The sequence below is a fragment of the Nesterenkonia aerolata genome, assembly GCF_031470965.1.
GTDB lineage: Bacteria > Actinomycetota > Actinomycetes > Actinomycetales > Micrococcaceae > Nesterenkonia > Nesterenkonia aerolata.
The window spans coordinates 304,851-330,472 of sequence record NZ_JAVKGR010000001.1 but is presented as its reverse complement, the minus strand read 5'-3'; the positions used below and the strand labels follow the sequence as shown (position 1 = coordinate 330,472).

Annotated in this window: 23 protein-coding genes and 1 riboswitch; of the genes, 5 read left to right on the top strand and 18 right to left on the bottom strand. The window is 66.2% G+C overall.

What is annotated here, in order from left to right:
• Positions 1–26 precede the first annotated feature (26 nt).
• From RIL96_RS01520 to RIL96_RS01460, 13 genes are all read right to left on the bottom strand, one after another.
• Positions 27–1,247 (bottom strand): DUF2510 domain-containing protein, encoded by a 1,221-nt coding sequence (locus tag RIL96_RS01520; RefSeq protein ID WP_310547229.1) that lies wholly within the window; start codon positions 1,245–1,247, stop codon positions 27–29.
• A 174-nt stretch (positions 1,248–1,421) separates the two neighbouring features.
• Positions 1,422–2,177: an enoyl-CoA hydratase/isomerase family protein gene (locus tag RIL96_RS01515; RefSeq protein ID WP_374761830.1), complete on the bottom strand. Its 756-nt coding sequence runs from the start codon at positions 2,175–2,177 to the stop codon at positions 1,422–1,424.
• Between the two features lie 112 nt (positions 2,178–2,289).
• On the bottom strand, positions 2,290–3,468 hold the full coding sequence (paaE, locus tag RIL96_RS01510; protein ID WP_310547227.1) for a 1,2-phenylacetyl-CoA epoxidase subunit PaaE: 1,179 nt from the start codon (positions 3,466–3,468) through the stop codon (positions 2,290–2,292).
• On the bottom strand, positions 3,468–3,971 hold the full coding sequence (gene paaD, locus RIL96_RS01505) for a 1,2-phenylacetyl-CoA epoxidase subunit PaaD (protein WP_310547226.1): 504 nt from the start codon (positions 3,969–3,971) through the stop codon (positions 3,468–3,470). The genes paaE and paaD overlap by 1 nt, the downstream gene beginning before the upstream one ends.
• A gap of 25 nt (positions 3,972–3,996) precedes the next feature.
• Positions 3,997–4,836, bottom strand: a complete 840-nt coding sequence (gene paaC / locus RIL96_RS01500; protein ID WP_310547225.1) for a 1,2-phenylacetyl-CoA epoxidase subunit PaaC — start codon at positions 4,834–4,836, stop codon at positions 3,997–3,999.
• On the bottom strand, positions 4,833–5,135 hold the full coding sequence (gene paaB / locus RIL96_RS01495) for a 1,2-phenylacetyl-CoA epoxidase subunit PaaB (RefSeq protein ID WP_310547224.1): 303 nt from the start codon (positions 5,133–5,135) through the stop codon (positions 4,833–4,835). The genes paaC and paaB overlap by 4 nt, the downstream gene beginning before the upstream one ends.
• A gap of 99 nt (positions 5,136–5,234) precedes the next feature.
• Positions 5,235–6,221, bottom strand: a complete 987-nt coding sequence (paaA, locus tag RIL96_RS01490) for a 1,2-phenylacetyl-CoA epoxidase subunit PaaA (RefSeq protein WP_310547223.1) — start codon at positions 6,219–6,221, stop codon at positions 5,235–5,237.
• Positions 6,222–6,316: 95 nt separating this feature from the next.
• Positions 6,317–6,919 carry a TetR/AcrR family transcriptional regulator gene (locus RIL96_RS01485; RefSeq protein ID WP_310547222.1) on the bottom strand — a complete coding sequence of 201 codons (603 nt, stop codon included), beginning with the start codon at positions 6,917–6,919 and terminating at the stop codon, positions 6,317–6,319.
• Between the two features lie 30 nt (positions 6,920–6,949).
• Entirely contained in the window at positions 6,950–8,272 is a 1,323-nt protein-coding gene (locus RIL96_RS01480; protein ID WP_310547221.1) for a phenylacetate--CoA ligase family protein, read from the bottom strand.
• Between the two features lie 17 nt (positions 8,273–8,289).
• Complete coding sequence (gene paaI / locus RIL96_RS01475) at positions 8,290–8,769, bottom strand: hydroxyphenylacetyl-CoA thioesterase PaaI (protein ID WP_310547220.1); 480 nt, start codon at positions 8,767–8,769, stop codon at positions 8,290–8,292.
• 179 nt (positions 8,770–8,948) lie between these two features.
• On the bottom strand, positions 8,949–10,406 hold the full coding sequence (locus RIL96_RS01470; protein WP_310547219.1) for an MFS transporter: 1,458 nt from the start codon (positions 10,404–10,406) through the stop codon (positions 8,949–8,951).
• A gap of 218 nt (positions 10,407–10,624) precedes the next feature.
• Entirely contained in the window at positions 10,625–11,536 is a 912-nt protein-coding gene (locus RIL96_RS01465) for an NAD-dependent epimerase/dehydratase family protein (RefSeq protein WP_310547218.1), read from the bottom strand.
• A gap of 111 nt (positions 11,537–11,647) precedes the next feature.
• On the bottom strand, positions 11,648–12,853 hold the full coding sequence (locus RIL96_RS01460) for an acyl-CoA dehydrogenase family protein (protein ID WP_310547217.1): 1,206 nt from the start codon (positions 12,851–12,853) through the stop codon (positions 11,648–11,650).
• 223 nt (positions 12,854–13,076) lie between these two features.
• On the opposite strand from RIL96_RS01460, the gene RIL96_RS01455 reads away from it, so the two are divergent.
• Both RIL96_RS01455 and RIL96_RS01450 read left to right on the top strand, forming a co-directional pair.
• A complete protein-coding gene (locus RIL96_RS01455; protein ID WP_310547216.1) occupies positions 13,077–14,837 on the top strand; it encodes an AMP-binding protein in 1,761 nt (586 codons plus the stop codon).
• Positions 14,838–14,879: 42 nt separating this feature from the next.
• Positions 14,880–15,395: a MarR family winged helix-turn-helix transcriptional regulator gene (locus RIL96_RS01450; RefSeq protein WP_310547215.1), complete on the top strand. Its 516-nt coding sequence runs from the start codon at positions 14,880–14,882 to the stop codon at positions 15,393–15,395.
• 97 nt (positions 15,396–15,492) lie between these two features.
• Here the strand turns inward: RIL96_RS01450 and mmsB are convergent, their stop codons facing one another.
• Both mmsB and RIL96_RS01440 read right to left on the bottom strand, forming a co-directional pair.
• Positions 15,493–16,440 carry a 3-hydroxyisobutyrate dehydrogenase gene (gene mmsB, locus RIL96_RS01445; protein ID WP_310547214.1) on the bottom strand — a complete coding sequence of 316 codons (948 nt, stop codon included), beginning with the start codon at positions 16,438–16,440 and terminating at the stop codon, positions 15,493–15,495.
• A gap of 28 nt (positions 16,441–16,468) precedes the next feature.
• A complete protein-coding gene (locus tag RIL96_RS01440) occupies positions 16,469–17,965 on the bottom strand; it encodes a CoA-acylating methylmalonate-semialdehyde dehydrogenase (protein WP_310547213.1) in 1,497 nt (498 codons plus the stop codon).
• Positions 17,966–18,071: 106 nt separating this feature from the next.
• Here RIL96_RS01440 and RIL96_RS01435 point away from each other — a divergent pair, with 106 nt between their 5' ends.
• From RIL96_RS01435 to metX, 3 genes are all read left to right on the top strand, one after another.
• Positions 18,072–19,256 carry an acetyl-CoA C-acetyltransferase gene (locus RIL96_RS01435; protein ID WP_310547212.1) on the top strand — a complete coding sequence of 395 codons (1,185 nt, stop codon included), beginning with the start codon at positions 18,072–18,074 and terminating at the stop codon, positions 19,254–19,256.
• Positions 19,257–19,399: 143 nt separating this feature from the next.
• Positions 19,400–19,532: riboswitch (SAM riboswitch) on the top strand.
• A gap of 124 nt (positions 19,533–19,656) precedes the next feature.
• Positions 19,657–20,991: an O-acetylhomoserine aminocarboxypropyltransferase/cysteine synthase family protein gene (locus RIL96_RS01430; RefSeq protein WP_310547211.1), complete on the top strand. Its 1,335-nt coding sequence runs from the start codon at positions 19,657–19,659 to the stop codon at positions 20,989–20,991.
• Between the two features lie 62 nt (positions 20,992–21,053).
• Positions 21,054–22,184, top strand: coding sequence for a homoserine O-acetyltransferase MetX (gene metX / locus RIL96_RS01425; protein WP_310547210.1), 1,131 nt, complete (start codon positions 21,054–21,056; stop codon positions 22,182–22,184).
• Positions 22,185–22,231: 47 nt separating this feature from the next.
• Here metX and RIL96_RS01420 read toward each other — a convergent pair whose 3' ends face one another.
• From RIL96_RS01420 to RIL96_RS01410, 3 genes are all read right to left on the bottom strand, one after another.
• Complete coding sequence (locus tag RIL96_RS01420; protein ID WP_310547209.1) at positions 22,232–22,996, bottom strand: hypothetical protein; 765 nt, start codon at positions 22,994–22,996, stop codon at positions 22,232–22,234.
• A gap of 112 nt (positions 22,997–23,108) precedes the next feature.
• On the bottom strand, positions 23,109–23,861 hold the full coding sequence (locus tag RIL96_RS01415; RefSeq protein ID WP_310547208.1) for a hypothetical protein: 753 nt from the start codon (positions 23,859–23,861) through the stop codon (positions 23,109–23,111).
• Positions 23,861–25,561, bottom strand: coding sequence for a hypothetical protein (locus RIL96_RS01410; RefSeq protein WP_310547207.1), 1,701 nt, complete (start codon positions 25,559–25,561; stop codon positions 23,861–23,863). Before RIL96_RS01410 ends, RIL96_RS01415 begins: the two co-directional genes overlap by 1 nt.
• Positions 25,562–25,622 lie beyond the last annotated feature (61 nt).

The window sequence follows — 25,622 nt, the reverse complement described above, 5'->3', positions numbered from 1 at the left end:
GCGTCCGGCTCAGGACCTCGTGAACGTCAGCCCTCCACGTCGACGGTCACTGTCCCCTCGAAAGCCCGATCCCTGTATCCGGTCACCACAATGATCGCCGTACCGGATTCGGAAGCCTCGGCCTCCAGATACGGGTCAAAGCTGTTATCTGTGTCCGGGCCGGCGGAGCCGCGGTCGTCGTTCTGCTCCGAAGAACCATCCGGCAGATACACGCTCAGATAGCCGTCCTCGCCACTGTCAGCTCCCCGGACGTCTACGGACAGCGTCTCGCCTTCGGAGAGATCCACAGTCCCGACCCAGTGCTCGTCGTCACTGAAGGAGACATCGAAGTCACCGGAGTCCAGCTCAGACTCATCAGCGGCGATCGGATCTGACAAGACGTCGACGTCGATGCGGCCGCCGGCGTAGCCGGAGACGATGACCTCATGATCGCCCGGCTCCAAGAAGGCGACGATGCCCGCATCGCGGGTATTCGAGGAATCCACGCCGCCGTCGTCGACCGAATCGATCTCGCGGCCGTCAGGGTCGCGAAGCTCCAGCATCGGGTCATTGCCCGAGGAACTGCTCGTCTGGATGTGGTACAGCCCGGCTTCGTCCACCGGTAGCGTCACAGTGGCGCGCTCGCTGTAATCCAGGTTCAAGGAGACTGAACCCTCCGGTTCCAGAGTCTCCTCATTCTCATCAGTGTCAGGACTCTCGGTGGTGTCCTCGGTGGCATCCTCGGTCGGCTCATCCGTCGACTCGTCGGTGGAGTCCTCCGTCGCGTCTTCTGTGGCCTCCTCAGTGGGTGAGCTGTCGCCGTCGTCACCGTCTTCATCATCGTCCGAACCCAGGAGGAGGAAGAACGCGATCAGCGCTCCGACGATGAGCACGCCCAGGATCGCAATGATGCCGATGATGAGCCCCGCGCTCAGGCCGCCCTCACGCGAGGAGTCCTCTCCTGAAGGCGAGGGCGAGTAGGCGCCGGAAGGCGCTGAGGAGTACATGCCCGAAGACTCCCCGGCGTAGCTGCCCGAGGAATCCGTCGAATAGTAACCCGCCGCAGGGGACTGCGCGGCGGCTTGCTCGGCAGACTGCTCCGAAGATGACCCCGAAGACGACCCCGAAGATGACTCCGCCGGCCGCTCAGGAGACGAACCCTGCTCCGGGACGGCAGTGGTGTGCGCGGTCCATGTGCTGCCGTCCCACCAGCGCAGCTGCCCCGGAACCTGCGGATCGTGATACCACCCTGCCGGAGGCGTCGTCATGGGATGGTCCCCCTTGTTCTGTGTCCTGGATCCCCGTCAGACTTCACGGCCGTTGCCGCGTCATGCTTATGAGGGTAGCGCTTTTGCCCACGGCCCTGAGGAAATGGCACCGGCGAGTCCCAGCCTCCGGATCGGCTGCGGCTCCGGCGGCAGCGGCGACGAGCAGCAGCCCAGTCAGTGTCCGCGGAACTGCGGGGTCCGCTTGGCCTGGAAGGCGGCGAAACCTTCGGCGTAGTCCGATGACGCGCACAGCCGCCCCTGAGCGCGGTTCTCCTCGTCGAGGGATTCCCAGAGTCCGATGCGCTCATCGCGCAGTCGCCGCACCAGCTCCTTCGATTCGCGGAAGGCCAGAGTGGCTCCGGCGGCGGCAGCTGCGGCTTTGGCTCGGGTGAAGTCGACCAGCTCCTCGGCGGGCATCGCACGGGAGAATAGGCCGCTGCGGACTGCGTCTGCCCCGCTGAGGAGATCTGCGGTGTAGATCAGGTCCAAGGTCCGGTGGGCACCGAGGCGTTCGACGAAGAGCGCGTGCCCGCCGGAGTCGAGAGTGGCGCCGAGATTCGCGAAAGGGGAGCCGATCTTCGCGTCCTCGGCCACGTAGACCACGTCGGTGGCGATCGCCAGTCCCAGGCCGACGCCGAGGCACGGCCCCTGGACCGCGGCGAACGTCGGTGCGGGGAAGGCGGCCATGCGGCGCAGCATGGGGGTGACCTTCTCCTGCAGGTAGGCCAGGGCGTCATCAGTGGCGGGATCCACGGCGGAGATGTCTCGCCCGGCGCAGAATCCCTTACCCTCGCCGCGCAGCATCAGAGCACGTGCGCCGGCGGCCTCGGCCTCACGGTAAGCGACGTCGAGCTCAGCCAATGCCGCCTCATCCAGCGCGTTCAGCTTCTCCGGCGCATCCAGCACGACCTCGGCGAGGCCGCCGTCCATCGTCCACTCCACCACCGCATTCTCCTCTCAACCACGTTTATCCGAACTCAGTGCGTAATCCGTGCCTTATAGCGTCCGGATAACGCACCTGATCCGGACAAACGTGTGTGGGTTAGGAGTCGAAGTCGACGGTCAGCTTCGTCGACGTCGGCCGGGTCTGGCAGGTCAGCACGTAGCCGGCCTCGACCTCGTCGGGTTCCAGCGCGTAGTTCTCCTCCATCTGGAAATCTCCGGTGACGACCTTGGCCCGGCAGGTGCCGCACACCCCGCCCGCACAGGCGAAGGGGACGTCCGGACGGCTCCGCAGGGCGGCGTTGAGCACTGTCTCCTGTGCCGACTTCGGCGACTCCACCTGGCCGGTGAGGCCATCGAGGGTGAACTCGATCTCGAAGTTGTCGCCCTTCGGATCCGCCTTGACCTCACGGCCCTGCTGACCAGCGGGACGGTCCGGGCGACCAGTGCTGAACAGCTCGAAGCGGACCTTCTCCTCCGGCACACCCCGGGCGGAGAGCCCGTCGCGGACCAGCTGGACCAGCTCGAACGGACCGCAGAGGAACCACTCGTCGGTGCCTTCGACGCGCAGCACCTTGTCCAGCAGGTCATCGAGCTTCTCATGATCGATACGCCCGGTCAGCATCGGGTTGATGCGCTGCTCCCGGGAGAGCACGTGGTGGACGGCGAACCGTGACGGGTACCGGTCCTTCAGGTCACCGATCTCCTCGGCGAACATCACGTCCCCGGCCGAACGGTTGCCGTAGACCAGGTCGAAGGAAGTGTCCTCATCCGCGGCCAGCACCGACTTCGCGATCGCCATGATCGGAGTGATCCCGGACCCCGCGGCGAATGCCACCATATGGACATGCCCGGGCTCGGCGGCGGCCTCCGCGGCCACCTCCTCGGGACGGTTCAGCGTACGCAGCGCGGTCTTGGAGACGAAGGTCCCGGCCGGGTTCATCACCTCCAGAGTGTCCCCGGCGGTGAGCTCATCATTGGCCCAGGTGGAGAACAGCCCACCGAAATCACGTTTGATCGCCACCCGGATCTCCCCGGGCACCGGGGTGGTGCAGATCGAATACGACCGCCGGACCTCCTGCCCCTCGATCTCCGCCCGAAGCGCCACATACTGGCCCGGCGCGTAGTCGAAGTCGTCCTGCAGCTCCTCCGGGATCGCGAAGGTGACCTCCACGGAGTCCTGGGTCAGCCGCCGCACCTCAGAGACGGTGAGGGTGTTGAACGTCGCCCGACGGCGGGCCGGGGCGGAGGTCTGCGCATCTGCGGCGTCAGTGGTCATCAGTGCACCTTGAAGTGGTCGAAGGGTTCCAGGCAGCTGTTGCAGCGGTAGAGGGCCTTGCATGCGGTGGAGCCGAAATGCGCCATCTCCCGGGTGTCGGGGGAGTCGCAGCGCGGGCACTTCACGCTCAAGCCCAACCGGACCGGGCCGGCGGCCGCACGGCCGGTGGGAGGGGCGATGCCGTACTCGCGCAGCTTCTCCTTCCCCTCCTCAGTCATCCAGTCCGTGGTCCACGCCGGATGCAGCACCAGATCCACACGGACCCTCGGCCAGCCCGCCTGCCGCAGGGCGGCGCGGACGTCGTCGGTAATGGTGTCCATCGCCGGGCACCCGGAGTAGGTCGGTGTGATCACCACGACGGCGGTCCCGTCCTCCTCCACAGCGGTCTCACGCAGGATTCCCAGGTCAGCGATGGAGAGCACAGGGATCTCCGGGTCCGGGACGGTGGCAGCGATCTCCCAGAGACGTGCGGCCGGATCCGTCTCCGATGCGTGGTCAGTCATCGCGGGTGTGTTGCTCATCGGGTGGTCACCAGGTCGCTCCGGGATGCTGACGGGCTAGCACCTGCATCTCGGCGAGGATGAAGCCGCGCTGCTCCGAGTAGCGTCCGCTGCGGTCACCGCCGTAGGCCGGCGGCGCCTCCGCTACGGTGAGGCCGGCATCGGTGATGACCTCAGTGATCCTGTCCAGGGTCGGCTCACGGAGGCTCGAGGGGGCCACTGCCACGCCCTCGAGTCGACCCACCGGCTCGACGTCGGCGAAGAGCTCCTCGACCAACGGCCAGAGTTGATCGATCCCGGCCTGCATCCGCCGGGCCGACTCCTCGGTGCCCATGCCTAGCCTCAGCACCCACTGGGCGGCATGATCCTGGTGGTAGGCGACTTCACGCAGTGCCTTATCCGCGATGGCGGCCAGTGTGGCGTCGGAGGAGTTCACCAGGCGGCTGTAGAGCTCATGGGCATAGAAGCTGAAGATCAGCTGCCGTGCGATGGTCTTGCCGAAGTCCCCATTCTCCTGCTCGACGAGACGGCAGGACCGGAACTCCTCTTCATCACGGAAGTAGGCGAGGTCGTCTTCAGTCTTCCCCCAGGCGCTGGCCGCGTAGGTGAGCAGGAAGCGGGCATGACCCAGCAGATCCAGCGCGATATTGGCCAGCGCGATGTCCTCTTCCAGCTCCGGAGCCCGGGAGATCCAGGCGCCGAGGCGCTGGGCCAGCATCAGGGAGTCATCCCCGAGGATCAGCGCATAGCGGGCGACATCCTCGGTGGCTTGGGCGCCGGAGCCGGCGATGCTCTCGGCGATATCTTCAGGGGTGATCGCCTCGCCCTGGGACTGCTTGGTGGCGGAATCGTGGGAGGCGAAGCTCATAGATGCTTCACCCCTTCCGAGGTCGTGTAGTACGTGGCGTGGCGGTAGCTCTTGCCCTGAGCGGACTCGAAGAACCCGCCCTTGGAGTCCGGATCGGAGGCGGTGACTGCCTCCGCCGGGACCACCCACACCGAGGTGCCCTCATTGCGACGGGTGTAGAGGTCACGCGCGTTGCGTACTGCCATCGTGGCATCGGGGGCGTGAAGCGAGCCGGCGTGGACGTGGGAGAGCCCGCGGGAGGATCGGATGAAGACTTCCCACAGCGGCCAGGCGCTGGAGGACGAATGTGCAGAGGTCATGGGTGAACTGTCTCTCTTGGGTGAACTGTCTCTCTTGGGTGACAGTGTGAGTCAGATGGGTGAGTCAGATGGGGTGCGATGCGTGGAGTCAGATAGGGCTCAGGCGCCGAGGAGCCCTGCCTGCGGGGCGGTCTGACGCTGGGCGTAGGCAGCCGCAGCCTCTCGCACCCAGGCGCCTTCGTCGCGGGCGCGCCGGTAGTGGTCCATGCGCTGGCGGTTGCACGGTCCGCCGCCTTTGAGCACGGTGAAGAATTCGTCCCAGTCCAGCTCACCGAAGTCGTAGTGGCCGCGCTCCTCGTTCCACCTCAGCTCCGGGTCCGGCAGGGTGAGCCCGAGCGCTTCGGCCTGCGGAACGATCATGTCGACGAAGCGCTGACGCAGCTCGTCGTTGGAGAAGCGCTTGATGTTCCAGCTCATGGACTGCTGGGAGTTCGGAGAATCAGCGTCAGGCGGGCCGAACATCTGCAGGGCGGGCCCGTAGAAGCGGTCCACGGCCTCCTGGGCCATCTGCTTCTGGGCCTCAGTGCCGTGGGCGAGGGTGTGCAGGATCTCCCAGCCCTGACGTTGGTGGAAGGACTCCTCCTTGCAGATGCGGACCATCGCCCGGCCATAGGGGCCGTAGGAGGCGCGGCACAGCGGGACCTGATTGCAGATGGCGGCGCCGTCGACGAGCCAGCCGATGGCGCCGATGTCGGCCCAGGTGCGGGCCGGGTAGTTGAAGATCGAGGAGTATTTCGCCTTACCCGTGTAGAGCTGCTGATACATCTCATCGCGCGGGGTGCCCAGCGTCTCCGCCGCGGAGTAGAGGTAGAGCCCATGGCCCGCCTCGTCCTGGACCTTGGCCATGAGGATGGCTTTACGCTTCAGGCTCGGAGCGCGGGTGATCCAGTTGCCTTCGGGCTGCATGCCGATGATCTCGGAGTGCGCGTGCTGAGAGACCTGCCGAACGAGGGTCTTGCGGTACTGCTCCGGCATCCAGTCCCGTGGCTCCACGCGGGAGTCCTCAGCGATGAGCTGCTCGAAGCGGGCTTCCCCGGCCGCGGCGTCCTCACGTGCTTCCTGCAGAGAGCTGACATCGGCTGACATAGTGCGTCCTCGATCCGTCGCAGAATTACTGACCGTTCGTTCAGTATATGCCTGCGCCTCTGTGACAGTCAACACACCGGGCGAGTCCTGCGAGCTCAGCGCCGCAGACCGTCCAGCAGCAGCGACACCATCGAATCCCGCAGTCCAGCGACTGATTCCACCCGATCCGGGCGGTACCAGTCGACGATCGAGTTCACCATGCCCATCGTCAGCCGCGAGACCGTCCGCGCATCGATGTCCTCGCGCAGATCGCCGTCATGCTGGGCTCGCCGCACCAGCTCCGCCAGGCGCAGGGTGATCTCGCGCCTGCGCTGCAGCGCGCGGACCTCCAGCTCCGAATTGCCGCGCAGCCGCAGCAGCAGCGTGACGTAGGGCAGCGACCGAGTCAGCACGTCGACGGACTCACCCAGGATGCGTTCGAACTCATCGACAGCCCGCAGCCCCGCCGCGCCAGCGTCCTCGACCACACGCTCCAGCTCCGTCAGCGAATGGGTCAGCGCGATGTCCAGGATCTCCTCCTTGGAGGAGACATGGTGATAGATGGCCGACTTCGAGATCCCCAGCTCGCGGGCCAACGCACCCATCGAGGTGCCCTCGTATCCGTGCCGGTTGAAGGCTTCGACACAGATGCGGATCAGCTCGTCGCGATCGTAGCCGGGCCGCCCGCGGCGTGCTGCAGGAACCTGCTGTTCAGTCATCTCCGCCCTCACTGGGCCGCACCGGGCCCGTCATCGGGGTCGCTCGTCGTAGATCCTCCTCAGCTTCCCAGAGGAACGGGCCAATGAGCCGGGTTCTTCGACGACGACACGGCAGGATGACCCGATCCGGACCTTGATCTGCTCGGCCAGACTCCGCCCGGCGGACTCACCGTCATCGGCGGAGACCTCCGCGCGGCGCTCGATGTGCACCGTCATCTCGTCCATCCGGTCCGGACGGGTCAGCCGCAGCTGGAAATGCGGAGACAACGGCTCGAGGCCCAGCGCGATCTCCTCGATCTGCGACGGGAAGAGATTGACCCCGCGCAGGATGATCATGTCATCGCTGCGACCGGTGATCCGGCCCATCCGGCGGTGCCCGGGGCGGTCGGTGCCCGGCAGCAGCTGGGTGAGGTCATGGGTGCGGTAGCGGATGATCGGCAGCGCCTGCTTGGTCAGCGTGGTGAAGACCAGCTCGCCGTGCTGACCAGTGGGCAGCACCTCCTCGGTGAACGGATCGATGATCTCGGGACGGAAATGGTCCTCCCAGATCGTCGAGGCGTCCTGCCGCTCGAAGGACTCCCCGGCCACGCCCGGCCCCATCACCTCGGAGAGGCCGTAGATGTCACAGGCCTTCAACGCGAAGGTCTTCTCGATCTCCCGGCGCATCTCATCGGTCCACGGCTCGGCACCCAGGACCGCCACCTCCAGTGAGGTCTCACGAGGATCCAGCCCGGCCTCACGGAATCCATCGGCCAGCGCCAGCAAGTAGGTGGGGGTGCAGAGGATCGCCCGCGGCCGGAAGTCGTCGATGAGCTGCACCTGCTTGCTCGTCTGCCCTCCGGACATCGGGATGACGGTGGCCTGCAGCTTCTCGATCCCAGCGTGGGCGCCCAGACCGCCGGTGAACAGGCCGTAGCCGTAGGCGTTGTGCACCAGATCCCCAGGGCGGATGCCGGAGAATCGCAGGCACCGGGCCACGAGCGTCGCCCAGTTCTCCAGATCCTGATCGGTGTAGCCCACCACTGTGGGCCGTCCGGTGGTCCCCGAGGAGGCGTGGATGCGCCGGACCTGCTTGCGCGGCACTGCGAAGGCCTTGAACGGGTAGGCCCGGCGCAGAAACCCCTTGTCCGTGAAGGGGAACTTCGCGAGGTCTTCTAAGCTCTGCAGATCCTCGGGGGTCACGTGATGGGCGTCATAGAGCTCACGGTAGGCCTCGACGTTTTCGTAGGCGTGCCGAACGGTGGCCTGCAACCGGCCCAGTTGCAGCTCCTCGATCTCAGCGCGGCTCATCAGCTCTTCCGGATCGGGCCGGGAGGGATCTGTTTGCGAAGCAGCGGGAGGCTCAGTACTCATGGGGCGGTTTCTCTCCATCAGATCGCAGGGGAGGAGGGGGCGGGGATCGTGCGGTAGCGCCCGCGGAACAGCGCGACGGTCTCACCGGTGCTGCCATCTTCACTCTGCCGGGAGACGACGACGTCGCAGACTCCGCTGCGGCCGCTTCCGCTGACGGCGCGGGCCTCGGCGATGAGCACATCGCCGACTGCGGCGGGCTTCAGGAAGTTGATGTCCACTCCGGAGGCCACGGTGATGGTGCCGTCATCGCCGGTCGGGGCGTTGCATGACATCGCGAAGGCCGTGTCGGCCAGGGAGAACACCATGCCGCCGTGGGCGATGGCGAAGCCGTTGGTCATTTCCCGGCGTACGGTCATGGTGATCCGTGCATGCCCGGGGTCAGCCTGCAGGACGTCGATGCCGAGCCACTGGGAGGCGTGGTCCTGGTGGAGCATCACGTGGGTGGGGGCCTCGCCGGAGGCAGGTGCAGGCGTGGCGGCGGGTGGGTGTGCGGGCATCGGCTCTCCTGGGAATAACAGACCGTTCGGTCGGTAACTAACTCAAGCACCGAGGGTCTGTGATGTCAACCACATAGCGAGGGTTGCGTGCCAGGGTGCGCACCACGACGACGGCGGGCCGCCCTGCCCGAAAAAGGGGAGGTGCGGCCCGCCGTCGTCGGTGGGTGTAGGGGAGGGGTTCAGCGCTCCGCTTTTTCGCTGATCTCCTCAGTCACCGACCGCGCCGTCGCCTCGCTGTGAGCTTGGACCTTCTCCTTGCCCAGCAGGTCTTGCTCCCGCAGGAAGAGCGTCCCGACGAAGGAGACTGCCGCGGTGAAGATGAAGAACAGGCCCGGGGAGGCGACGTCGCCGGTGCTCTGAATCAGCCAGGAGGCAATGAACGGGGCCGATCCGCCGAACACGGCGACCGGGATGTTGTACCCCAGGGCGATCCCCGTGGAGCGGACGTGGGTCGGCAGCAGCTCGCTCATCGTCGCGTACGGCACGCCGCAGTACAACCCGAAGCCGACTGCCAGCGCGATCAGCGAAGGCAGCAGGCCCAGCGGTGTCTCGGCATTCGGAGCTGACCAGAAGAACCAGCCCGCTGCGGCGGCGAGGAAGACGCTGGTGACCAGCAGGTAGTTGCGCCGACGTCCCAGCCGGTCAGTGATCCGGCCGCCGACCGGCATCAGCACCATGCCGATGACGCCGGCGAGGAGTACGTAGGTGAAGGTCCCGCCCCAGGAGAGCCCGAGGATGGTGTTCAGGTGCGTGGTCAGGTAGGTCATGACCAGGTAGAAGCTCGAGGCCAGCAGTGTGATGACCGCGGCGACGAGCAGCAGCTGGCGCGGGTAGCGCAGGGCATCACGCAGCGGTGCCTTGGAGAGGCGGTTCTCCTTCTGCAGCGTCTTGAACTCCGGTGAGTCCTCCAGGCGCATGCGGATGAAGATGGCCACCGCGCCGAGGGGTCCGGCGATGATGAAGGGGATGCGCCAGCCCCACTCGGTCATGGTCTCCGTGCCCAGGATCCAGCTGAGGCCGTTGCCCACCACGGCCCCGGTGAGCAGGCCCAGCGCGGCGGTGACCATGAGCAGGCTGGTTGCCGTGCCGCGGGTGTACTTCGTCGAGTACTCGGAGATGAAGGCGGTGATGGTGGAGATCTCCCCGCCGGCGGAGAAGCCCTGGACCAGGCGCAGGAACACCAGCAGTATCGGTGCGACCACCCCGATGGTGTGTGCAGTGGGAAGCAGGCCGATGAGCATGGTGGCGCTGCACATCATGGTCAGCACGATCAGCAGGGTGTTGCGTCGGCCGATCTTATCGGCGAGGGGCCCGAAGAACAGGCCGCCGAGCGGGCGGATGAAGAAGCTCAGCGCGAAGACGGCGAAGGCGCTGAGGATGCCGACCAGCGGGTCATCGGAGATGAAGAAGTTCGCCCCGACGTAGACGGCGAGGAAGCCGTAGATGCCGTAGTCGTACCACTCGATGAGGTGGCCGACGGTGGCGCCGACGAAGGCTTTGCGCCGGGCTTGGGAAGTGGCTTCGGGAGTGGTGGGCCCACCGGCGGTGCCGCCGGTAGGCGCAGATGCGGAATGCGGGTGTGTCGAGCCGGTGTGTGGTGTGGTGGGCGGCTCGGCGAGTGGTTCGGTGCTGGTCATGCGGTCCCCTCTGAGCATGAAGGTCGCTCCTCAATTAGTCGGACGACCAACTGTTTATGTGATGTGGATCATAGTAGCGAGGGTTCGCGAAGGAGTCCAGAGGATGTGTCTCAGGTGGGACAGGCTGTTTCGGGCTTGTCAGGGCTTGTCAGGGCTGTGCTGGGCAGAGCAGGACTTGGCAGGGCTGGGCAGGGCAGGTGAGGTGAGACGGTGCCGGGTCAGGTGCCGTCAACTGCGGCCAGTTCCAGTGAATACCCCGAGCGGAAGTCCGGATGCTGCAGCCGGTGGCCATGATCTGCCAGCAGCGAGTGCAGTCGTGAGCCGTCCATCCGGCGCCCGTGGGCCTGTGCCTCATCGAGTTCAGGCCAGGGCAGCGGTCGGTCCAGCTGCTCGGCCAGCCAGTTATGCACCGCACCGATCGCCACAGGACAGTGGTCGACGCCGATCACTGCTGCCGGCGGCTCCGGTTCGTTGAGGAGGCATTCTGCGGCGAGGGCGGCATCATCGGCGTGGATGCGATTCGAGATCCGCAGCGGATCCCCCAGGCGTTCCCGGGAGGCGGGGCTGGCGTCGAAGCCCTCGACGTTGTTCAGCAGGCGTCGGCGTCCCGGGCCGTAGATCCCGGCGAGCCGCAGGGTCGAGGCGGTGATCCCCTCGGTGCGGGCGCGGAGCACCAGTTCCTCCACCTGGGCCAGGACCTCAGCGGTCGGTGTGTTGGGGGTGAGGGGAGCATCTTCGTCGACCCGCCCCTCGGCGTCGCCGTGGACGGCGGTGGAGCCGATGACGAGCAGCCGCGGGCGGGGCCCGGGCAGCGCGGCGATGTGTTCGAGCACCGCGGACAGTCCGTCGTGGAGCACGGCACGGTATCGGGCTGCGGTGCGCTCGCCGGCGGTGGGGGTAAACACCACCAGGGAGGTATCGGTGGGCAGCTGCGGCAGCTGGGCGGGGTCCAGGAGGTCGGCGGACACTCCTTGGATTTCGTCTCGGACTTCGTCGGGGAGCCGGTCAGGGGAGCGGCGCCACCCCTCGACGTCGAACCCTCGCTGGTGCAGGCGCCGACCGATGCGGGTCCCCAGGTCCCCGCAGCCGACGATGACGGCGCGGCCGCCGGTGCTCATCGTGTGCTCCATGGACTGCACCCTACCCGCCCCCACGATCGAGAATCCCTGGGTTTGTGAGTAATCCCGTGGAACATACGGCGGGATACCTCACAAAGCCAGGGATTCTCGATAGGGGTGGGGTCAGACGAAGGCGGAGACGCCGGTCAGGCCGCGGGCGACGATCAGCTGGTTGATGCCGTAGGTGCCCTCATAGGTGTAGATCGCCTCGAGGTCGTTCATCATCTTCGCCATCTCAAAATCACTGACGATCCCGTTGCCGCCCATCGCATCGCGTCCCAGCGCGGCGGACTCGCGTCCCAGGCGAGTCGTCGTCGCCTTGGCCATCGCGGCGTGGAGCATCTCGAGGCGCCCTTCCTCCTGCAGCCGGTTGACCTCGGTCATCATGCCGATGCTTGCCGCAAGATTCCCGGCGATATGCGCGATGGCCTGCTGGATCAGCTGCAGCTTCGCCAGCGGGCGGCCGAACTGCTGCCGGCTCAGGGCATAGCGGCGCAGGATCTCCAGCAGCCCCTGCTGGGCGCCGACCGCCTGCCAGCCGACCCACGCGCGGGAGGCGCGCAGCAGCTCATTCGCCGCCTCGAAGCTGGTGGCCCCGGGCAGCAGGGCATCTTCGGGCAGGCGGACGTCATCGAAGACGATGTCGGCGTTCTGCATGATCCGCAGGCCGATCTTATTGCTGATCTTGGTGGCCCGGTACCCCGGAGTGTCCGTGGGTACGAGGAAGCACTTGATGGCGTCATCGGCGGTATCCCGGGCCCAGACCAGTGCGACGTCGGCCAGCGTGCCCGCCCCGATCCATCGTTTGGTCCCGCGGATGACCCATTCGCCGTTGTCCAAAGTGGCAGAGGTCTCCAGTCCGCCGGCGATGTCCGAACCATGTTCCGGCTCAGTCAGGCAGAAGGCGCCCAACGACTCCAGCCGTTTCATCGCCGGCAGCCACCGCTGCCGCTGCGCCTCAGAGCCGAGGTGCTCGATCGTGCCGACGTTGAGCTCATTGTGGATCCCCACCAGCGCGGAGAGGGAGAGATCGTGACGTGCGATCGCCGCGTGTGTCAGCCCCTGGAACAGGGTGGACGAGCCGTCGGTGAAGATCTGCCCGAGTCCCAGCGCGCCGAGGCCGGGCAGCAGCTCGGGGACGAACTCCTCGCGGTTCCACGGCTCGATGGCCTGCTGGCGCACATGAGTCTCCAGGTGAGCCTCGATGGTCTCCAGGCGGCTGCGTTCCTCGGCGCTGAGCCGGGAGCGCAGATCGAAGAGGTCGACGTGGGGCAGTCCGTCCGCGGAGGCGGCGTCGGGGCCGCCTGCGGGCGAGGTGGGGTGGGTCATCGGGACTCCTTTGTCGCGAGTTTGTCACGGGTCTGAGCAGTCCGCAGGGTGTCCGGGATCTGTCCGGAGACGTCATGGAGCTGCTGGGCCGGGTCGGCGGCGCGGGGCCGTGAGGCTCGCCGTCGGACGCTGTGTCTTTACCGACTATAGGATATCCAAGTAAATTAGGCGTGTCTCACATCACACGTCGAGAGTTCGTCGTCTCGCACCAGGAGGTTCCCGCATGTCGGTGACACAGCAGTTCATGCAGGCCCGTGACCATCTCGTCTCGCTTCAGCAGGACTGGGAGCGGGCCCGCGAGGAGTTCGTCTGGCCACGCTTCGAAGAGTTCAACTTCGGTGTGGACTGGTTCGACGCCGTCGCGGCGCGGAAAGAGCGGGCCGATCAGGATGCGCTGGTCATCCTGGAGGAGGACGGCTCCGAGTTGCGGCGCACCTTCGCCGAGCTCTCCGCCACCTCGAACCAGGTGGCCAACTGGCTGCGCGAACAGGGGGTCCGCCGCGGTGACCGGCTCATCCTCATGCTCAACAACCAGGTGGAGCTGTGGGAGATCATGCTCGCCTGCATCAAGCTCGGCGCGGTCATGGTGCCTACCACCACGCAGATGGGCCCCTCTGACCTGCGGGATCGTGTGGAGCGCGCCGAGGCCCGCTGGGCGGTGGCCGGGGGAGAGGACCTGCAGAAGTTCGCCGACGTCGACGGCGACTACACCCTCATCCACGTCCCCGGGGTCTACGCCGACGACGCCGGACGCCGCACCCCAGTACTGCCCGGACGCACAGTGCTCAGCCTCCCGGAAGCCTACGAGGCTGGTACTGAATTCACTCCCGAAGGTCCCACCGGGGCTGATGACACGCTGCTGCTGTACTTCACCTCCGGTACCACCTCGAAGCCGAAACTGGTGGAGCACACTCACACCTCCTATCCCGTGGGTCACCTCTCCACGATGTACTGGATCGGTCTGGAGCCCGGCGACGTACACCTCAACGTGGCCTCGCCGGGATGGGCCAAGCACGCCTGGTCGAATTTCTTCGCACCGTGGATCGCCGAGGCGACAATCTTCGTCTACAACTTCCGCAAATTCGACGCCGGCAAGCTGATGGCCGCGATGGACCACGTCGGGGTCACCAGCTTCTGCGCGCCGCCGACCGTGTGGCGGATGCTGATCAAGGCCGATCTCACCCAGCTGAAGACCCCACCGCAGAAGACGATCTCCGCCGGAGAGCCCCTGAACTCCGAAGTCATCGACCAGGTCAGCCGTGCCTGGGGCTGCACGATCCGTGACGGCTTCGGCCAGACCGAATCTACGCTGCAGGTGGCCAACACTCCGGGGCGTCGGCTGAAGATCGGGGCGATGGGGCTGCCGCTGCCCGGCTACGACGTCGTGCTGATCGACCCGCTCACCGGCCAGGAGTCCCAGGAGGGTGAGATCTGTCTGCGCCTGGACCCACGGCCGGTGGGGCTGATGAAGGGTTATTTCGGGGCGCCCGAGAAGAACGACGAAGTGTTCCGCGACGGTTTCTACCACACCGGGGACATCGCCTCACGGGATGAGCAGGGCATCTTCACCTACGTGGGCCGTGCTGACGACGTCTTCAAATCCAGCGACTACAAGATCTCACCCTTCGAGCTGGAGTCTGTGCTGGTCCAGCACCCGGCGGTGGTGGAGGCGGCACTTGTCCCCGCTCCCGATGAGATGCGTCTGGCGATCCCGAAGGCCTATGTGACGCTGACGGCCGGTTATGAGCCCTCGGCTGAGACGGCGACGGAGATTCTGCAGTTCTGCCTGGACCGGTTGGCTCCGTATAAGCGCATCCGGCGGATCGAGTTCACCGAGCTGCCCAAGACGATCTCGGGGAAGATTCGCCGGGTGGAGCTGCGCCAGCATGAGAGCCGTCGTGCTGATGCCGCCCCGGACGCAGCTGAGGCGGCTCCTGCCCTGGGGCGGGAGTTCCGTGAGGAGGAGCTTCCGCTGCGCCGGTGAGGTGCGGCGGAAGTCGGTGAGGGGCAGTCGTAGACTGTGACGATGCCGAACAGACCCACGGAGCTGAGCAGAGATCCCATCGCCGAGGCGCGGCGGAATTGGGAGCGTCACGGATGGGGGGAGGTGGCCGCCCCGATGGCGGCGGTCACCTCGGTGATGCGTGTGCAGCAGATCCTGCTCGCCCGGGCGCAGCAGGTGCTCAAACCGTTCCGGCTGACCTTCGCCCGCTACGAGATGATCGCGCTGCTGAGCTTCTCGCGGGAGAAGCAGATGCTGATGAGCAAGGCCAGCGCGCTACTGCAGGTGCATCCGACCTCGGTGACGAATACCGTGGACCGGTTGGAGGCCGCCGGGCTGGTGGAGCGCCGCCCGCATGCCTCAGACCGGCGGGCGGTGCTGTTGATCCTCACCGATGAGGGGCGTCGTATTGCGGAAGAGTCGACGTGTGCGCTGAACGAGCAGCTCTTCGCCGAGACCGGGTTCGAGGCCGAGGACGTCGCCGTCGTCAACGACATCTTCACCCGCTTCCGTGCTCGCTCCGGGGACTTCATCACTTAGCCCAGAACGAACCCAGAGCACAAAAATCCGAACTGTGTGGGGAATCCTGGCCTTATAGAGACCGGATTCCCCACACAGTTCGGATTTTTGTGGCTGGTCAGGGGTGGGAGGACTCGCGGATGGTGTTGATGATCCCGGAGAAGTCTTGACCCGCGCCCTCGCCCTCGGCGAAGCGGCGGTAGATCTCTCCGGCCATTCGGCCCAGCTGGGCGTCCACACCGGTCTCATCCAGCGCGTTGGACGCCAGCGTCAGGTCCTTCGCCATCAGCGCCCCGGCGAACCCGGGGGTGAAGTCCCGGTTGGCCGGACTGGTCGGCACCGGGCCGGGGACGGGGCAGTTGGTGGTCAGCGCCCAGCACTGCCCGGTGGCTCCGGAGACGACGTCGAACATGGCCTCATCCGAGAGTCCCAGCTTCTCCGCCAGGACGAAGGCCTCGGAGACGGCGATCATCGAGACGCCGAGGATCATGTTGTTGCAGATCTTCGCGGCCTGGCCCAGCCCGGCGTCGCCGCAGTGGACCACCCGGCGTCCCATGATGTCCAGCAACGGGTGCAGCTCGGCGAAGACCTCTTCGGTGGCCCCCACCATGAAGGCGAGGGTGCCCGCCTCCGCGCCGACCACCCCGCCGGAGACCGGGGCATCGGCCGCACGAAAGCCTGCCTCCCGGGCCAGGTTCGCCGCCTTGACGGCTTCGGAGGTGTTGATGGTGGAGCAGTCGAGGAAGATCGCGTTTGGCTGCGCGGCAGAGAGTAGGCCTGGCCGCTGGTCAGTGCCCGCGTAGGCCTCCTTCACATGCTTGCCGCTGGGCAGCATGGTCAGCACGACCTCAGCCTGCGCGACGGCGTCCCGGGGGTCCTCGACGACCGCCACTCCCTTGCCGCGGGCGGCGTCAATCGCGGCGGGCACCACGTCGAAGCCGTGGACCTCGACGCCGGCGGCGACGAGGTTGGCCGCCATCGGCCCGCCCATATTGCCCAGGCCGATGAATGCCACACGGGGGAGCCTGGTGGTCTCCCCGGTCACCGGGGAGGAGGTCTCAGTCATGATCGTCTCCGTTATCTGTTGCTGATGATCAGCTTCCTTCGGGCATGACGAAGCTGGCGCCGTCCTTGATTCCCGAAGGCCACCGGGTGGTGACGGTCTTGGTCTTGGTGTAGAACTTCAAGCCGTCGGTGCCGTGCTGGTTGAGGTCGCCGAAGCCGGAGGCCTTCCACCCGCCGAAGGTGTAGTAGGCGATCGGCACCGGGATGGGCACATTGACGCCGACCATGCCGACCTCCACGCGCTGGGTGAAGTCGCGGGCGGCGTCGCCGTCGCGGGTGAAGATGGAGACCCCGTTGCCGAACTCGTGCTCGGTGGGCAGGCGCAGCGCCTCCTCGTAGTCAGCGGCGCGCACCACGCAGAGCACGGGTCCGAAGATCTCCTCGGTGTAGATGCGCATATCAGTGGTGACGCGGTCGAAGAGCGTCGCGCCGACCCAGAAGCCATCCGGGTGTCCTTCGACGCTGGCGCCGCGGCCATCCACTCGCAGTTCCGCACCCTCGTCGACGCCGATGCCGATGTAGTCCTCGATGCGGGCCTTGGCGTCGGCGCCGACGACCGGGCCGAAGTCGGATTTCTCATCCAGCGAGGGGCCCAGCGTCAGCTTCGCCATGCGCTCTTCGAGCAGGGCGATGAGCCGGTCGGCGGTCTCCTCACCCACGGGCACGGCCACGGAGATGGCCATGCAGCGTTCACCGGCGGAGCCGTAGGCGGCGCCGATCAGGGCGTCGGCGGCCTGCTCCAGGTCGGCATCGGGCATGATCACCATGTGGTTCTTGGCGCCGCCGAAGCACTGGGCGCGCTTTCCATGGGTGGCGGCCGCGGTGTAGATGGCCTGGGCGATCGGTGTGGAGCCGACGAAGCCGACCGCTTTGATCCGCTCGTCGGCGATGAGCGTGTCCACTGCCGTCTTGTCGCCGTGGATGACGTTGAGCACGCCGGCGGGCATCCCGGCCTCGACGGCGAGCTCGGCCAGGCGCACCGGCACGGAGGGGTCACGCTCAGAAGGCTTCAGCACGAAGGTGTTGCCCGCAGCCAGGGCGACGCCGGCCTTCCACAGGGGGATCATCGCCGGAAAGTTGAACGGGGTGATGCCGGTGACCACGCCCAGGGGCTGACGCAGGGAGTGGACGTCGACCCCGCGGGCCACCTCGGAGGAGAACTCGCCCTTGAGCAGGTGGGGAGCGCCGGCGGCGAATTCGACGACTTCGACGCCGCGCTGGATGTCACCCTTGGCGTCGGGGAAGGTCTTGCCGTGCTCGTTGGAGAGCGTTTCGGCGAGCTCATCCATGTGGGTGTAGATCAGATCCACCCACTTGAGCAGGATGCGCCCGCGGCGCTGGGGGTTCATCGAGGACCAGCCGTCGAAGGCGGCCTGGCTGGAGGCGATGGCGGCGTCGACCTCGGCTTCATCGGCCAGCGGCACAGTGGCCTGTGGCGCGCCCTGGACCGGGTTGAAGACCTCTTTCGTGCGGCCCGAGGTTCCCTCGGTGCGCTGTCCGTCGATGAAGTGCGTCACCTGGTGCATAGAAGCTTCTCCTCCGCCTCGAGGCTGGAATAGTGTGTGAGCTGAGTCTCGTTGGTAATCTAGCGAGAGATTATTGGACGTGCAACTATTTCTGGAGGTCCCGCCCATGTCATCCACCGTCATCGTCTCCGGCGCCCGTACTCCCATCGGCAAGCTGCTCGGTGGTCTCTCCACTCTGCGGGCCGCTGACCTCGGCGCAGTGGCGATCAGCGGCGCTTTGGACCGCGCGGCAGTCTCCGGCAATGATGTCGACTACGTCATCATGGGGCAGGTCATCCAGGCCGGCACGGGGCAGAATGCCGCGCGCACGGCGTCGTTGGCGGCAGGGATTCCGGCCTCGGTGCCGGCGATCACCATCAATAAGGTCTGCCTCTCCGGACTCAATGCGGTGGCGACGGCCGATCAGATGATCCGGGCGGGGGAGTGCGAGATCGTCGTCGCCGGGGGGATGGAGTCGATGTCTCAGGCGCCGCATCTGCTACCGAAGTCACGGACCGGGATCACCTATGGTGACGCCACCCTGGTGGATTCCATGGCTTATGACGCGCTCTGGGACCAAGCCACGGATCAGTCCATGGGCGCGCTGACCGAATCCTGCAACAGTGGTGAACGGGCCTATACCCGTGAGCAGCAGGATGAGTTCGCGGCGGCCTCGCACCGCCGTGCCGCTGATGCGGCCCAGGCGGGCCGCTTCGACGAGGAGATCGTCGAGGTGCAGGTGCCCCAGCGTAAGGGTGAGCCGGTGCGGATCAGTGCTGACGAGGGTGTGCGGGGTGACACGACGGCGGAGTCCTTGGGACGGCTGCGTCCGGCCTTCGCCAAGGACGGTACGATCACGGCCGGTTCAGCCTCACAGATCTCCGACGGCGCCTGTGCGATGGTCGTGATGTCCAAGGAGAAGGCCGAGCAGCTCGGCGTGGAGTGGTTGGCAGAGATCGGTGCTCACGGGATGGTCGCCGGTCCCGATTCCTCCTTGCAGCTGCAGCCGGCCCGTGCCATTGCTCGCGCTTGTGAGAAGGAGGGTGTTGAGCCGGGTGCTTTGGATCTGATCGAGATCAACGAGGCGTTCGCCGCCGTCGGGTTGGCCTCTGCCGAGGAGCTGGGCGTCGAGGCCGAAAAGGTCAACGCGGACGGCGGCGCGATCGCCCTGGGGCACCCGGTCGGTATGTCCGGTGCGCGCATCCTGCTGCATCTGGCGCTGGAGCTCAAGCGCCGTGGCGGGGGCACTGGTGCGGCGGCTCTCTGCGGTGGAGGCGGCCAGGGCGACGCCCTCATCGTCCGCGTCCCCTGATACCCCCGCACCGCACGTTTATCCGAATCGCTTGCGTAATCCGGCCTCTATAAGGCACGGATTCTGCAGAGAGTTCGGATAAACGTGCAGTGGGGTGTGCCCGGGTTGCCCTGAGGGGGTTTCCCGGGCACACTGATTCCTAAGGTCAAGAGTGCCAGCGCGAAACCCCGGTTTGCTGGCCGGCAACCCTCCAGTTCGCGGTGGGGTGCCCCGGGTGACGACCTGGCCTGACCGGTCTGCGGACATTCCGCAGTACCGGTGAGGCAAGCGCGGGCCTCCACGTCAGTGCGGCCCCACGCCAGTCCATGAGATGCCACGTCCATGGGGCAGGGCCGGAGGGCTCCGCGTCGTCGGAGGTCGGGTCCTTACCCCCAGGGACCGGACCGAACGGAGACGCCACATGACTGAGAGCACGGCACAGTCTGCCCATCGCTTTGAGACCCTCCAGATCCACGCTGGTGTTGAGCCGGATCCGCACACCGGCGCCCGTGCTCTGCCTATCCAGCAGAGCACGTCCTTCGTCTTCCCCAGCACCGAGTCCGCGGCCCGGCGCTTCGGCCTGGAGGAGCTCGGTCCCATCTACTCCCGGCTGACCAACCCGACGGTGGAGGCCGTGGAGAACAAGATCGCCGCCCTCGAAGGGGGCGTGGGAGCCCTAGCGGTGGGTTCCGGGCAGGCGGCCACCACGCTGGCGCTGCTGAACATCGCTGAGGCCGGCGCCCATGTGGTGGCCTCCCCGCAGCTCTACGGCGGCACGCAGAACCTGTTCAAGCACACGCTGCCCAAGCTCGGCGTGGAGGTCAGTTTCGTCGAGGACCCCGATGACGTCGAATCCTGGCGCGCGGCCGCCAAAGAGAACACGGCGGCGTTCTTCGGAGAGGCGGTGGCCAACCCTCGCGGTGACGTCCTCGACATCGAAGCCGTGGCTTCTGCCGCGCATGAGCTGGGCGTGCCGCTGATCATCGACTCGACGCTGACCACTCCGTACCTGATCCGGCCGATCGAACACGGCGCCGACGTCGTCGTCCATTCGGCGACGAAGTTCCTGGGCGGTCACGGGACGGCCATCGCGGGGATCATCGTCGACTCCGGCCGGTTCGACTACACGCGTTACCCGGAGCGGTACCCCGGTTTCACCGAGCCCGATGAGAGTTATCACGGGTTGGTCTTCGGTCGTGATCTCGGTGCTGACGGGGCCTTCGGGGTGAACCTGTCCTACATCATGAAGGCGCGGGTCCAGCTGCTGCGTGACCTGGGGCCAGCACTGTCACCGCATAACGCCTTCGAGATCAACCTGGGGCTGGAGACGCTGAGCCTGCGCATGGAGCGCCACGTCGCCAACGCTCAGCGCGTGGCCGAACATCTCCAGGCCCACCCGGCGGTGAAGCGGGTGAACTATGCCGGTCTGGCATCCAGCCCCTGCCATGAACAGGCGCGCCGGTACCTGCCACGCGGCGTCGGCTCGGTGCTCGCCTTTGAGGTCCGCGGTGGCGCTGAGGCTGGACAGCGCCTGGTGGACGCGCTGCAGCTGCATTCCCTGGTGGCCAACGTCGGTGACGTCCGTTCTCTGGCGATCCACCCGGCCTCGACCACGCACAGCCAGCTCAGCGAGGAGGACCAGCGGGCCGCAGGAGTCTCACCGGGAATGGTGCGACTGTCCGTGGGGCTGGAGCATATCGATGACATCCTCGCGGATCTGGACCAGGCGCTCGCCGGTGCCTCGGCCGAGGACTGAGCCACTGAGCACAGCCACGCAGACCTGCCCGACGGACCTACCAGCAGAGGATTCCACAGACGATGAGCACACCGGTGCTGTCCACCACTTTGAACGACTTCGGCCACCGCCCTGCCGGAGCCCTGCAGGTGCTCGACGTCGGCGGTTACACGTTCGAGGCCGGTGGTGCGTTACCTCAGGTGGAGATCGCCTATGAGACCTGGGGGCGGCTCAATGCGGCTGGTGACAACGCGGTACTGGTGGCCCACGCGCTGACCGGTGACTCCCATGTGGCCGCCACTGAGGCGGACCCGAGCACCGGGTGGTGGGAGGAGCTGGTGGGCCCGGGAAGGCCCCTGGACACGGACCGCTGGTTCGTCATCGCTCCGGCCATGGTCGGCGGCTGCTACGGCTCCACCGGCCCGGCGTCCCCGGATCCCGACGGCCGTCCCTGGGGTTCGCGGTTTCCCTTCGTCACCATCCGTGACACCGTCTGTCTGGAGGAGCGTCTGCTCCGTGCTCTGGGTGTGACCCGACTGCACGCGGTGATCGGGGGTTCGATGGGTGGTGCCCGCTCCTTGGAATGGGCCGCGACGTTCCCGGACTGGGTGGACGGGGTGGGGGTCTTCGCCTGTGGCGCGGCTTCGACTGCTGAGCAGATCGCTTTCGGTCAGGCGCAGGTGCAGGCCATCGAGAACGATCCGGACTTCGCCGGGGGTGACTACTATGACGGGGCGGCACCGTTGCAGGGGCTTGCGCTTGCCCGTCGGATCGCGCATATCACCTACCGCTCGGAGTATGAGCTGGGGGTCCGCTTCGGCCGTGAGGCTCAGCCGGGTGAGGAGCCGTTGGGGTGGGCCCAGCGGCGGCGTGGACGCTACCAGGTGGAGTCCTATCTGGATCACCAGGCGAAGAAGCTGATTTCCCGGTTTGATCCGAACGCCTATCTCGTCGTCGCCGAGGCGCTGATCAGCCACGACGTCGGCCGCGGGCGCGGGGGAGTGGCGCAGGCGCTGGCCGGGGTTTCTGCGAAGCCCCTGCTGGTGGCTGTGGACTCAGATCGGCTTTATCTGCCGTCTCAGAGTGAGGAGCTGGCACGGTTGATCCCGGGCGAGAACACCGTGCACATGATCTCCTCGCCCATCGGTCATGACGGGTTCCTCACCAGCGCCCAGCAGCTGGGTACTGAGATCCGTGAGGTGCTGCGGCTCTGAGCTGAGCTGCGGTGAGCTGGTCTCTAGGGCGGCAGCAGATACCGGGGTCAGTCGCCCTCGGGCCCCTCTTCGAAGTGCTCTTTGAGGGCATCGGTGAGCTCGTGGATGGTGTCCTCATTCCGGGGATCCTCAGTGCCGCCGATCACCACCAGATGATTCTGCCCGTAGCTCTGCCCTGCGACGACGCTGAGGCCGGTCATCTGTGCCTCGTCACTGACCACGTAGATGCCGTCCATGTCTCCGTCGAGGTCGTCCAGCTCCCAATCCGAGGCTTCCTCGGTCTCATCGATGAGCTGCTCGGCGCAGGTCTCCCAGACATCAAGGAGCCCACCGGCGACGTCATAGTCCTCCGTGCTGGAGAACGCCACTGCACTGAACCAGGACTCGCCGTCTCCGCTCATCTCGTATTCGGCCTCGGCTTCGTAGGAGAGTTCGATGTCCTCGATATCGGAGGTCAGGTCCTCTGCGGCCTCCTGGCAGTCTTCGGAGTCACCGTCGCGCTCAGCCTCATCCACCATAGAGGCGATGAATCCGGCGCTCACCTGGTCGGTCAAGGGTTCTCCGCCGGCGTCGCGCCCGGTGGGACCGTCGATGAGGTTCCAGCCTTCAGGGACATCTCGGCCGGTGATCAGCGTGCTCTCCAGCTCCTCGGCATTCATCGGTCCGCTGGGCACACTGTCCCCGCAGCCGGTCAGTGTCAGGATCACGGCGGATGATGCGCCGATCAGCGTGGCGCGAGAGGTACGTCCTCTCCGGACCGGGCCGTGATCCACCACTTGCCGCGGAGCGGTTGTGTGCTGCTGACCTGCCATGGTGTCCCCTCATTCCCCTCTATGTCAGGTTCGTCATCTCTTCATCATCATGAGTCTCTGACTGCTGTGACCGGCGCTACATCAGTCACCTTATATGGCGGATGTCATCCTGTCAGTCGTCGCCCTGAGGGCCCTCCTCGAAGCGTTCCTTCAACGCGTCGAAGAGCTCCTCGAAGATCTCTTCATCCCGGGGGTCTGAGGAGAAGCCGCGAGCCAAGAGATGATTCTGCCCATAGCTCTCACCTCCTACAGCCCTGACCCCGCCGACGTCGGCTTCATCGCTGATCGCCGTGACGCCGTCGAAGTCCCCTCCGAGGTCATCGAGCTCCATGTCCTCGGCCCAGTCCCCGTCCTCGACCAGGTCCTCATAGCAGGTTTCCCAGAGAGTGACGGCCTCATCAGCGAGATCCACCTCTTCCGACGTCGAATAGGACAGCGCCACGGCAGTGCCCCTGTCCTGATCCGACGGCTCGTAGGACGCCGCGGCCATGCCGACCAGTTCGGCGTCGTCGAGTGCCTCGTCGAAGTCGTCCTGGGCGTCCTCGCAGACCTGCGAGTCGGCGATGCCGGCAGTGGCCTCACGGATATCGGTGAAGTAGTGGACCGCCAGGGCCATGCTGATGTCGTCACCGTAGACGTCCTCGCCGGTGGGCCCGTCAGTCAGATCCCACCCCTGGGGGATGTCTCGTCCGGTGAGGAGGGTCGACTCCAGCTGATCCTCATCCATCGGCCCGGAGGGGACGTCGTCTCCGCAGGCGGTCAGCGTCAGGGCCACTCCTGAGAGGGCACCGATCAAGGCGGTGTTCCGAGCGCTTTGAGATGCCGGAGTCTGCGTCGTCCTGACCGTATCAGTGGTTTCACGCATCAGCTGTCCTCGCCCTCCTCAGATTCGTCCTGCTCATCCTCCGGCTCGTCGCTGTCTTCCTCCTCCTCAGCGGAGTCCTCGGTCTCACCGTCATGGGGGAACTCCACCTCGTATCCATCGGTGGTGAACTCCACCGTCTGGCTTAGCGGGCTGCCCGAAGGCGAGAGTTCAGCGCTCAGGCTCGGCGTGATGGTGAAGGAGGTCGCGTCCGCCGGCACCTGGAGCATCATGAGGAACTCTTCGGAGGACCCTTCTCTGGTGATGACCTCGCTGTCGCTGCTGCTCGCGGTGTCTGCACCGTGATCCACCGAGACAGAAAACTCTGCCTCTTCGAGCGACCAGGTCCAGGAGTCTGCTTCGAGGGAAGAGTAGAAGTCCACAGCAAGCCACATGTTGCCTTCGTCGGCCCACCCCTGTTCCGCGCTGTAAGGCACGATCTGGGCCTCCATGAGATGCGTGTCGAATGAGATCTCCGCATCGAATTCGTCCTCGCCGTCGGTCAGGGCCACGTCCTGGTCTGCGAAGGAGTACTCATGTTGTAGGTCCTGCTGGGTCACGTCTCGGTAGTAGGTCGCTGCGACTCCCGCGTCGCCGCGTTCGCCGGCGGCCAGGTTGAACCCCTGGTCGTGACCATCTGCTGAGATCTGCAGGTGGTCCCCGTCGTCGGCCTGCGCCGAGACGAGGAAGGTGTAGTCCTCAGACTCCGGCTGGCCCCATCCGTCGCCGCCGTCAAGGGTGAACAGTTCGGCCTGCTGGCCGCCGGTGTTCAGCGTGACGCTTGGAGAGACGTCAGGGGAGCTCTCGGCGGGTTCGAACGTCGCGTCCACGAGGTAGAAGGTCTCGCCTTCTGCAGCGGCGTGCGGCAGCTCGCCGAAGGTCACGTCGGAGGTGCCGTCCTGATCTGTGCCGTAGGCCTCGGTGTCGTCAGTGTCCTCGGTGCCGTCAGTGTCGTCCTCGTCGAACTCACTCTCCGAGCCGTCCCCGCCGAGGTTCCGTTCCACGTCCCCCTCCAGGGGAAGCTCCTCGACGGTGGAGATCGAGGTGATCTCGAGGTCACCCGCCGTGGTGCGGATCAGGCCCTCGCTGACGTCGATGTCCTCGGAGGTCTCCAGGGAATCCAGGGCCTCATGGTCCACCACAGTGATGCCGGATTCCGCAGTGGGCATTTCCGGTGCGTCCAGATCATCGAGGCTCTCCGGTGCCGCATCGCCGGAGGCGTCGACGACGTCCCCGCTTGGACGGGCGGTGCCGATGTCCATATCGGCGAAACCTTCGGAGGCCAGTTGGGCATGGAACTCGTTGTCGGAGTTCTCCCGGATCTGCAGCTGACCGATATCCCACCCTTCGTCAACTTCGGCACCGGCCAGACGGTAACCGCCGCAGGCCAGTTCATCGGTGACCGCCTCGTCGCCGTCGAGCACAAAGAAGCAGCCCGCTTCATCGGCGATCTCGACGTTCTCCTCGGGTAACGTCTCGCGCCAATCCGAGGAGACGTCCTCGAGGAATTCTTCGGCGTTCTCGACGGTGTCGCCGTCCGACGTCTCGATGGAACCGACGACGTTCTCGCCCCCGCCTTCTTCACCACCATTTCCTCCGCAGCCGGCGAGCATCAATGCGGCGGTCATTCCCAGCGCGCCCACTTCAGGAGCCCGGTATCTCTTCCGTGCAGTCCGGAGGATATGATTATTCTCTTCGGCCATACTTTCACCCCTTCGTCGCATGCCCCAGAGACCCTTCGGTTTCGTCAGTGTACAAACTGAC

Coding starts and splice junctions, on each gene's coding strand:
- RIL96_RS01465 (WP_310547218.1), bottom strand. CDS start 11,536: ATGGAGCACACGATGAGCACCGGCGGCCGCGCCGTCATCGTCGGCTGC.
- paaD (WP_310547226.1), bottom strand. CDS start 3,971: ATGACTGACCACGCATCGGAGACGGATCCGGCCGCACGTCTCTGGGAG.
- RIL96_RS01430 (WP_310547211.1), top strand. CDS start 19,657: ATGACTGAGAGCACGGCACAGTCTGCCCATCGCTTTGAGACCCTCCAG.
- RIL96_RS01480 (WP_310547221.1), bottom strand. CDS start 8,272: ATGAGTACTGAGCCTCCCGCTGCTTCGCAAACAGATCCCTCCCGGCCC.
- paaC (WP_310547225.1), bottom strand. CDS start 4,836: ATGAGCTTCGCCTCCCACGATTCCGCCACCAAGCAGTCCCAGGGCGAG.
- RIL96_RS01515 (WP_374761830.1), bottom strand. CDS start 2,177: ATGGACGGCGGCCTCGCCGAGGTCGTGCTGGATGCGCCGGAGAAGCTG.
- RIL96_RS01410 (WP_310547207.1), bottom strand. CDS start 25,561: ATGGCCGAAGAGAATAATCATATCCTCCGGACTGCACGGAAGAGATAC.
- RIL96_RS01455 (WP_310547216.1), top strand. CDS start 13,077: ATGTCGGTGACACAGCAGTTCATGCAGGCCCGTGACCATCTCGTCTCG.
- paaB (WP_310547224.1), bottom strand. CDS start 5,135: ATGACCTCTGCACATTCGTCCTCCAGCGCCTGGCCGCTGTGGGAAGTC.
- RIL96_RS01440 (WP_310547213.1), bottom strand. CDS start 17,965: ATGCACCAGGTGACGCACTTCATCGACGGACAGCGCACCGAGGGAACC.
- RIL96_RS01420 (WP_310547209.1), bottom strand. CDS start 22,996: ATGGCAGGTCAGCAGCACACAACCGCTCCGCGGCAAGTGGTGGATCAC.
- RIL96_RS01435 (WP_310547212.1), top strand. CDS start 18,072: ATGTCATCCACCGTCATCGTCTCCGGCGCCCGTACTCCCATCGGCAAG.
- metX (WP_310547210.1), top strand. CDS start 21,054: ATGAGCACACCGGTGCTGTCCACCACTTTGAACGACTTCGGCCACCGC.
- RIL96_RS01460 (WP_310547217.1), bottom strand. CDS start 12,853: ATGACCCACCCCACCTCGCCCGCAGGCGGCCCCGACGCCGCCTCCGCG.
- RIL96_RS01470 (WP_310547219.1), bottom strand. CDS start 10,406: ATGACCAGCACCGAACCACTCGCCGAGCCGCCCACCACACCACACACC.
- RIL96_RS01450 (WP_310547215.1), top strand. CDS start 14,880: ATGCCGAACAGACCCACGGAGCTGAGCAGAGATCCCATCGCCGAGGCG.
- paaI (WP_310547220.1), bottom strand. CDS start 8,769: ATGCCCGCACACCCACCCGCCGCCACGCCTGCACCTGCCTCCGGCGAG.
- RIL96_RS01485 (WP_310547222.1), bottom strand. CDS start 6,919: ATGACTGAACAGCAGGTTCCTGCAGCACGCCGCGGGCGGCCCGGCTAC.
- RIL96_RS01415 (WP_310547208.1), bottom strand. CDS start 23,861: ATGCGTGAAACCACTGATACGGTCAGGACGACGCAGACTCCGGCATCT.
- paaA (WP_310547223.1), bottom strand. CDS start 6,221: ATGTCAGCCGATGTCAGCTCTCTGCAGGAAGCACGTGAGGACGCCGCG.
- RIL96_RS01520 (WP_310547229.1), bottom strand. CDS start 1,247: ATGACGACGCCTCCGGCAGGGTGGTATCACGATCCGCAGGTTCCGGGG.
- mmsB (WP_310547214.1), bottom strand. CDS start 16,440: ATGACTGAGACCTCCTCCCCGGTGACCGGGGAGACCACCAGGCTCCCC.
- paaE (WP_310547227.1), bottom strand. CDS start 3,468: ATGACCACTGACGCCGCAGATGCGCAGACCTCCGCCCCGGCCCGCCGT.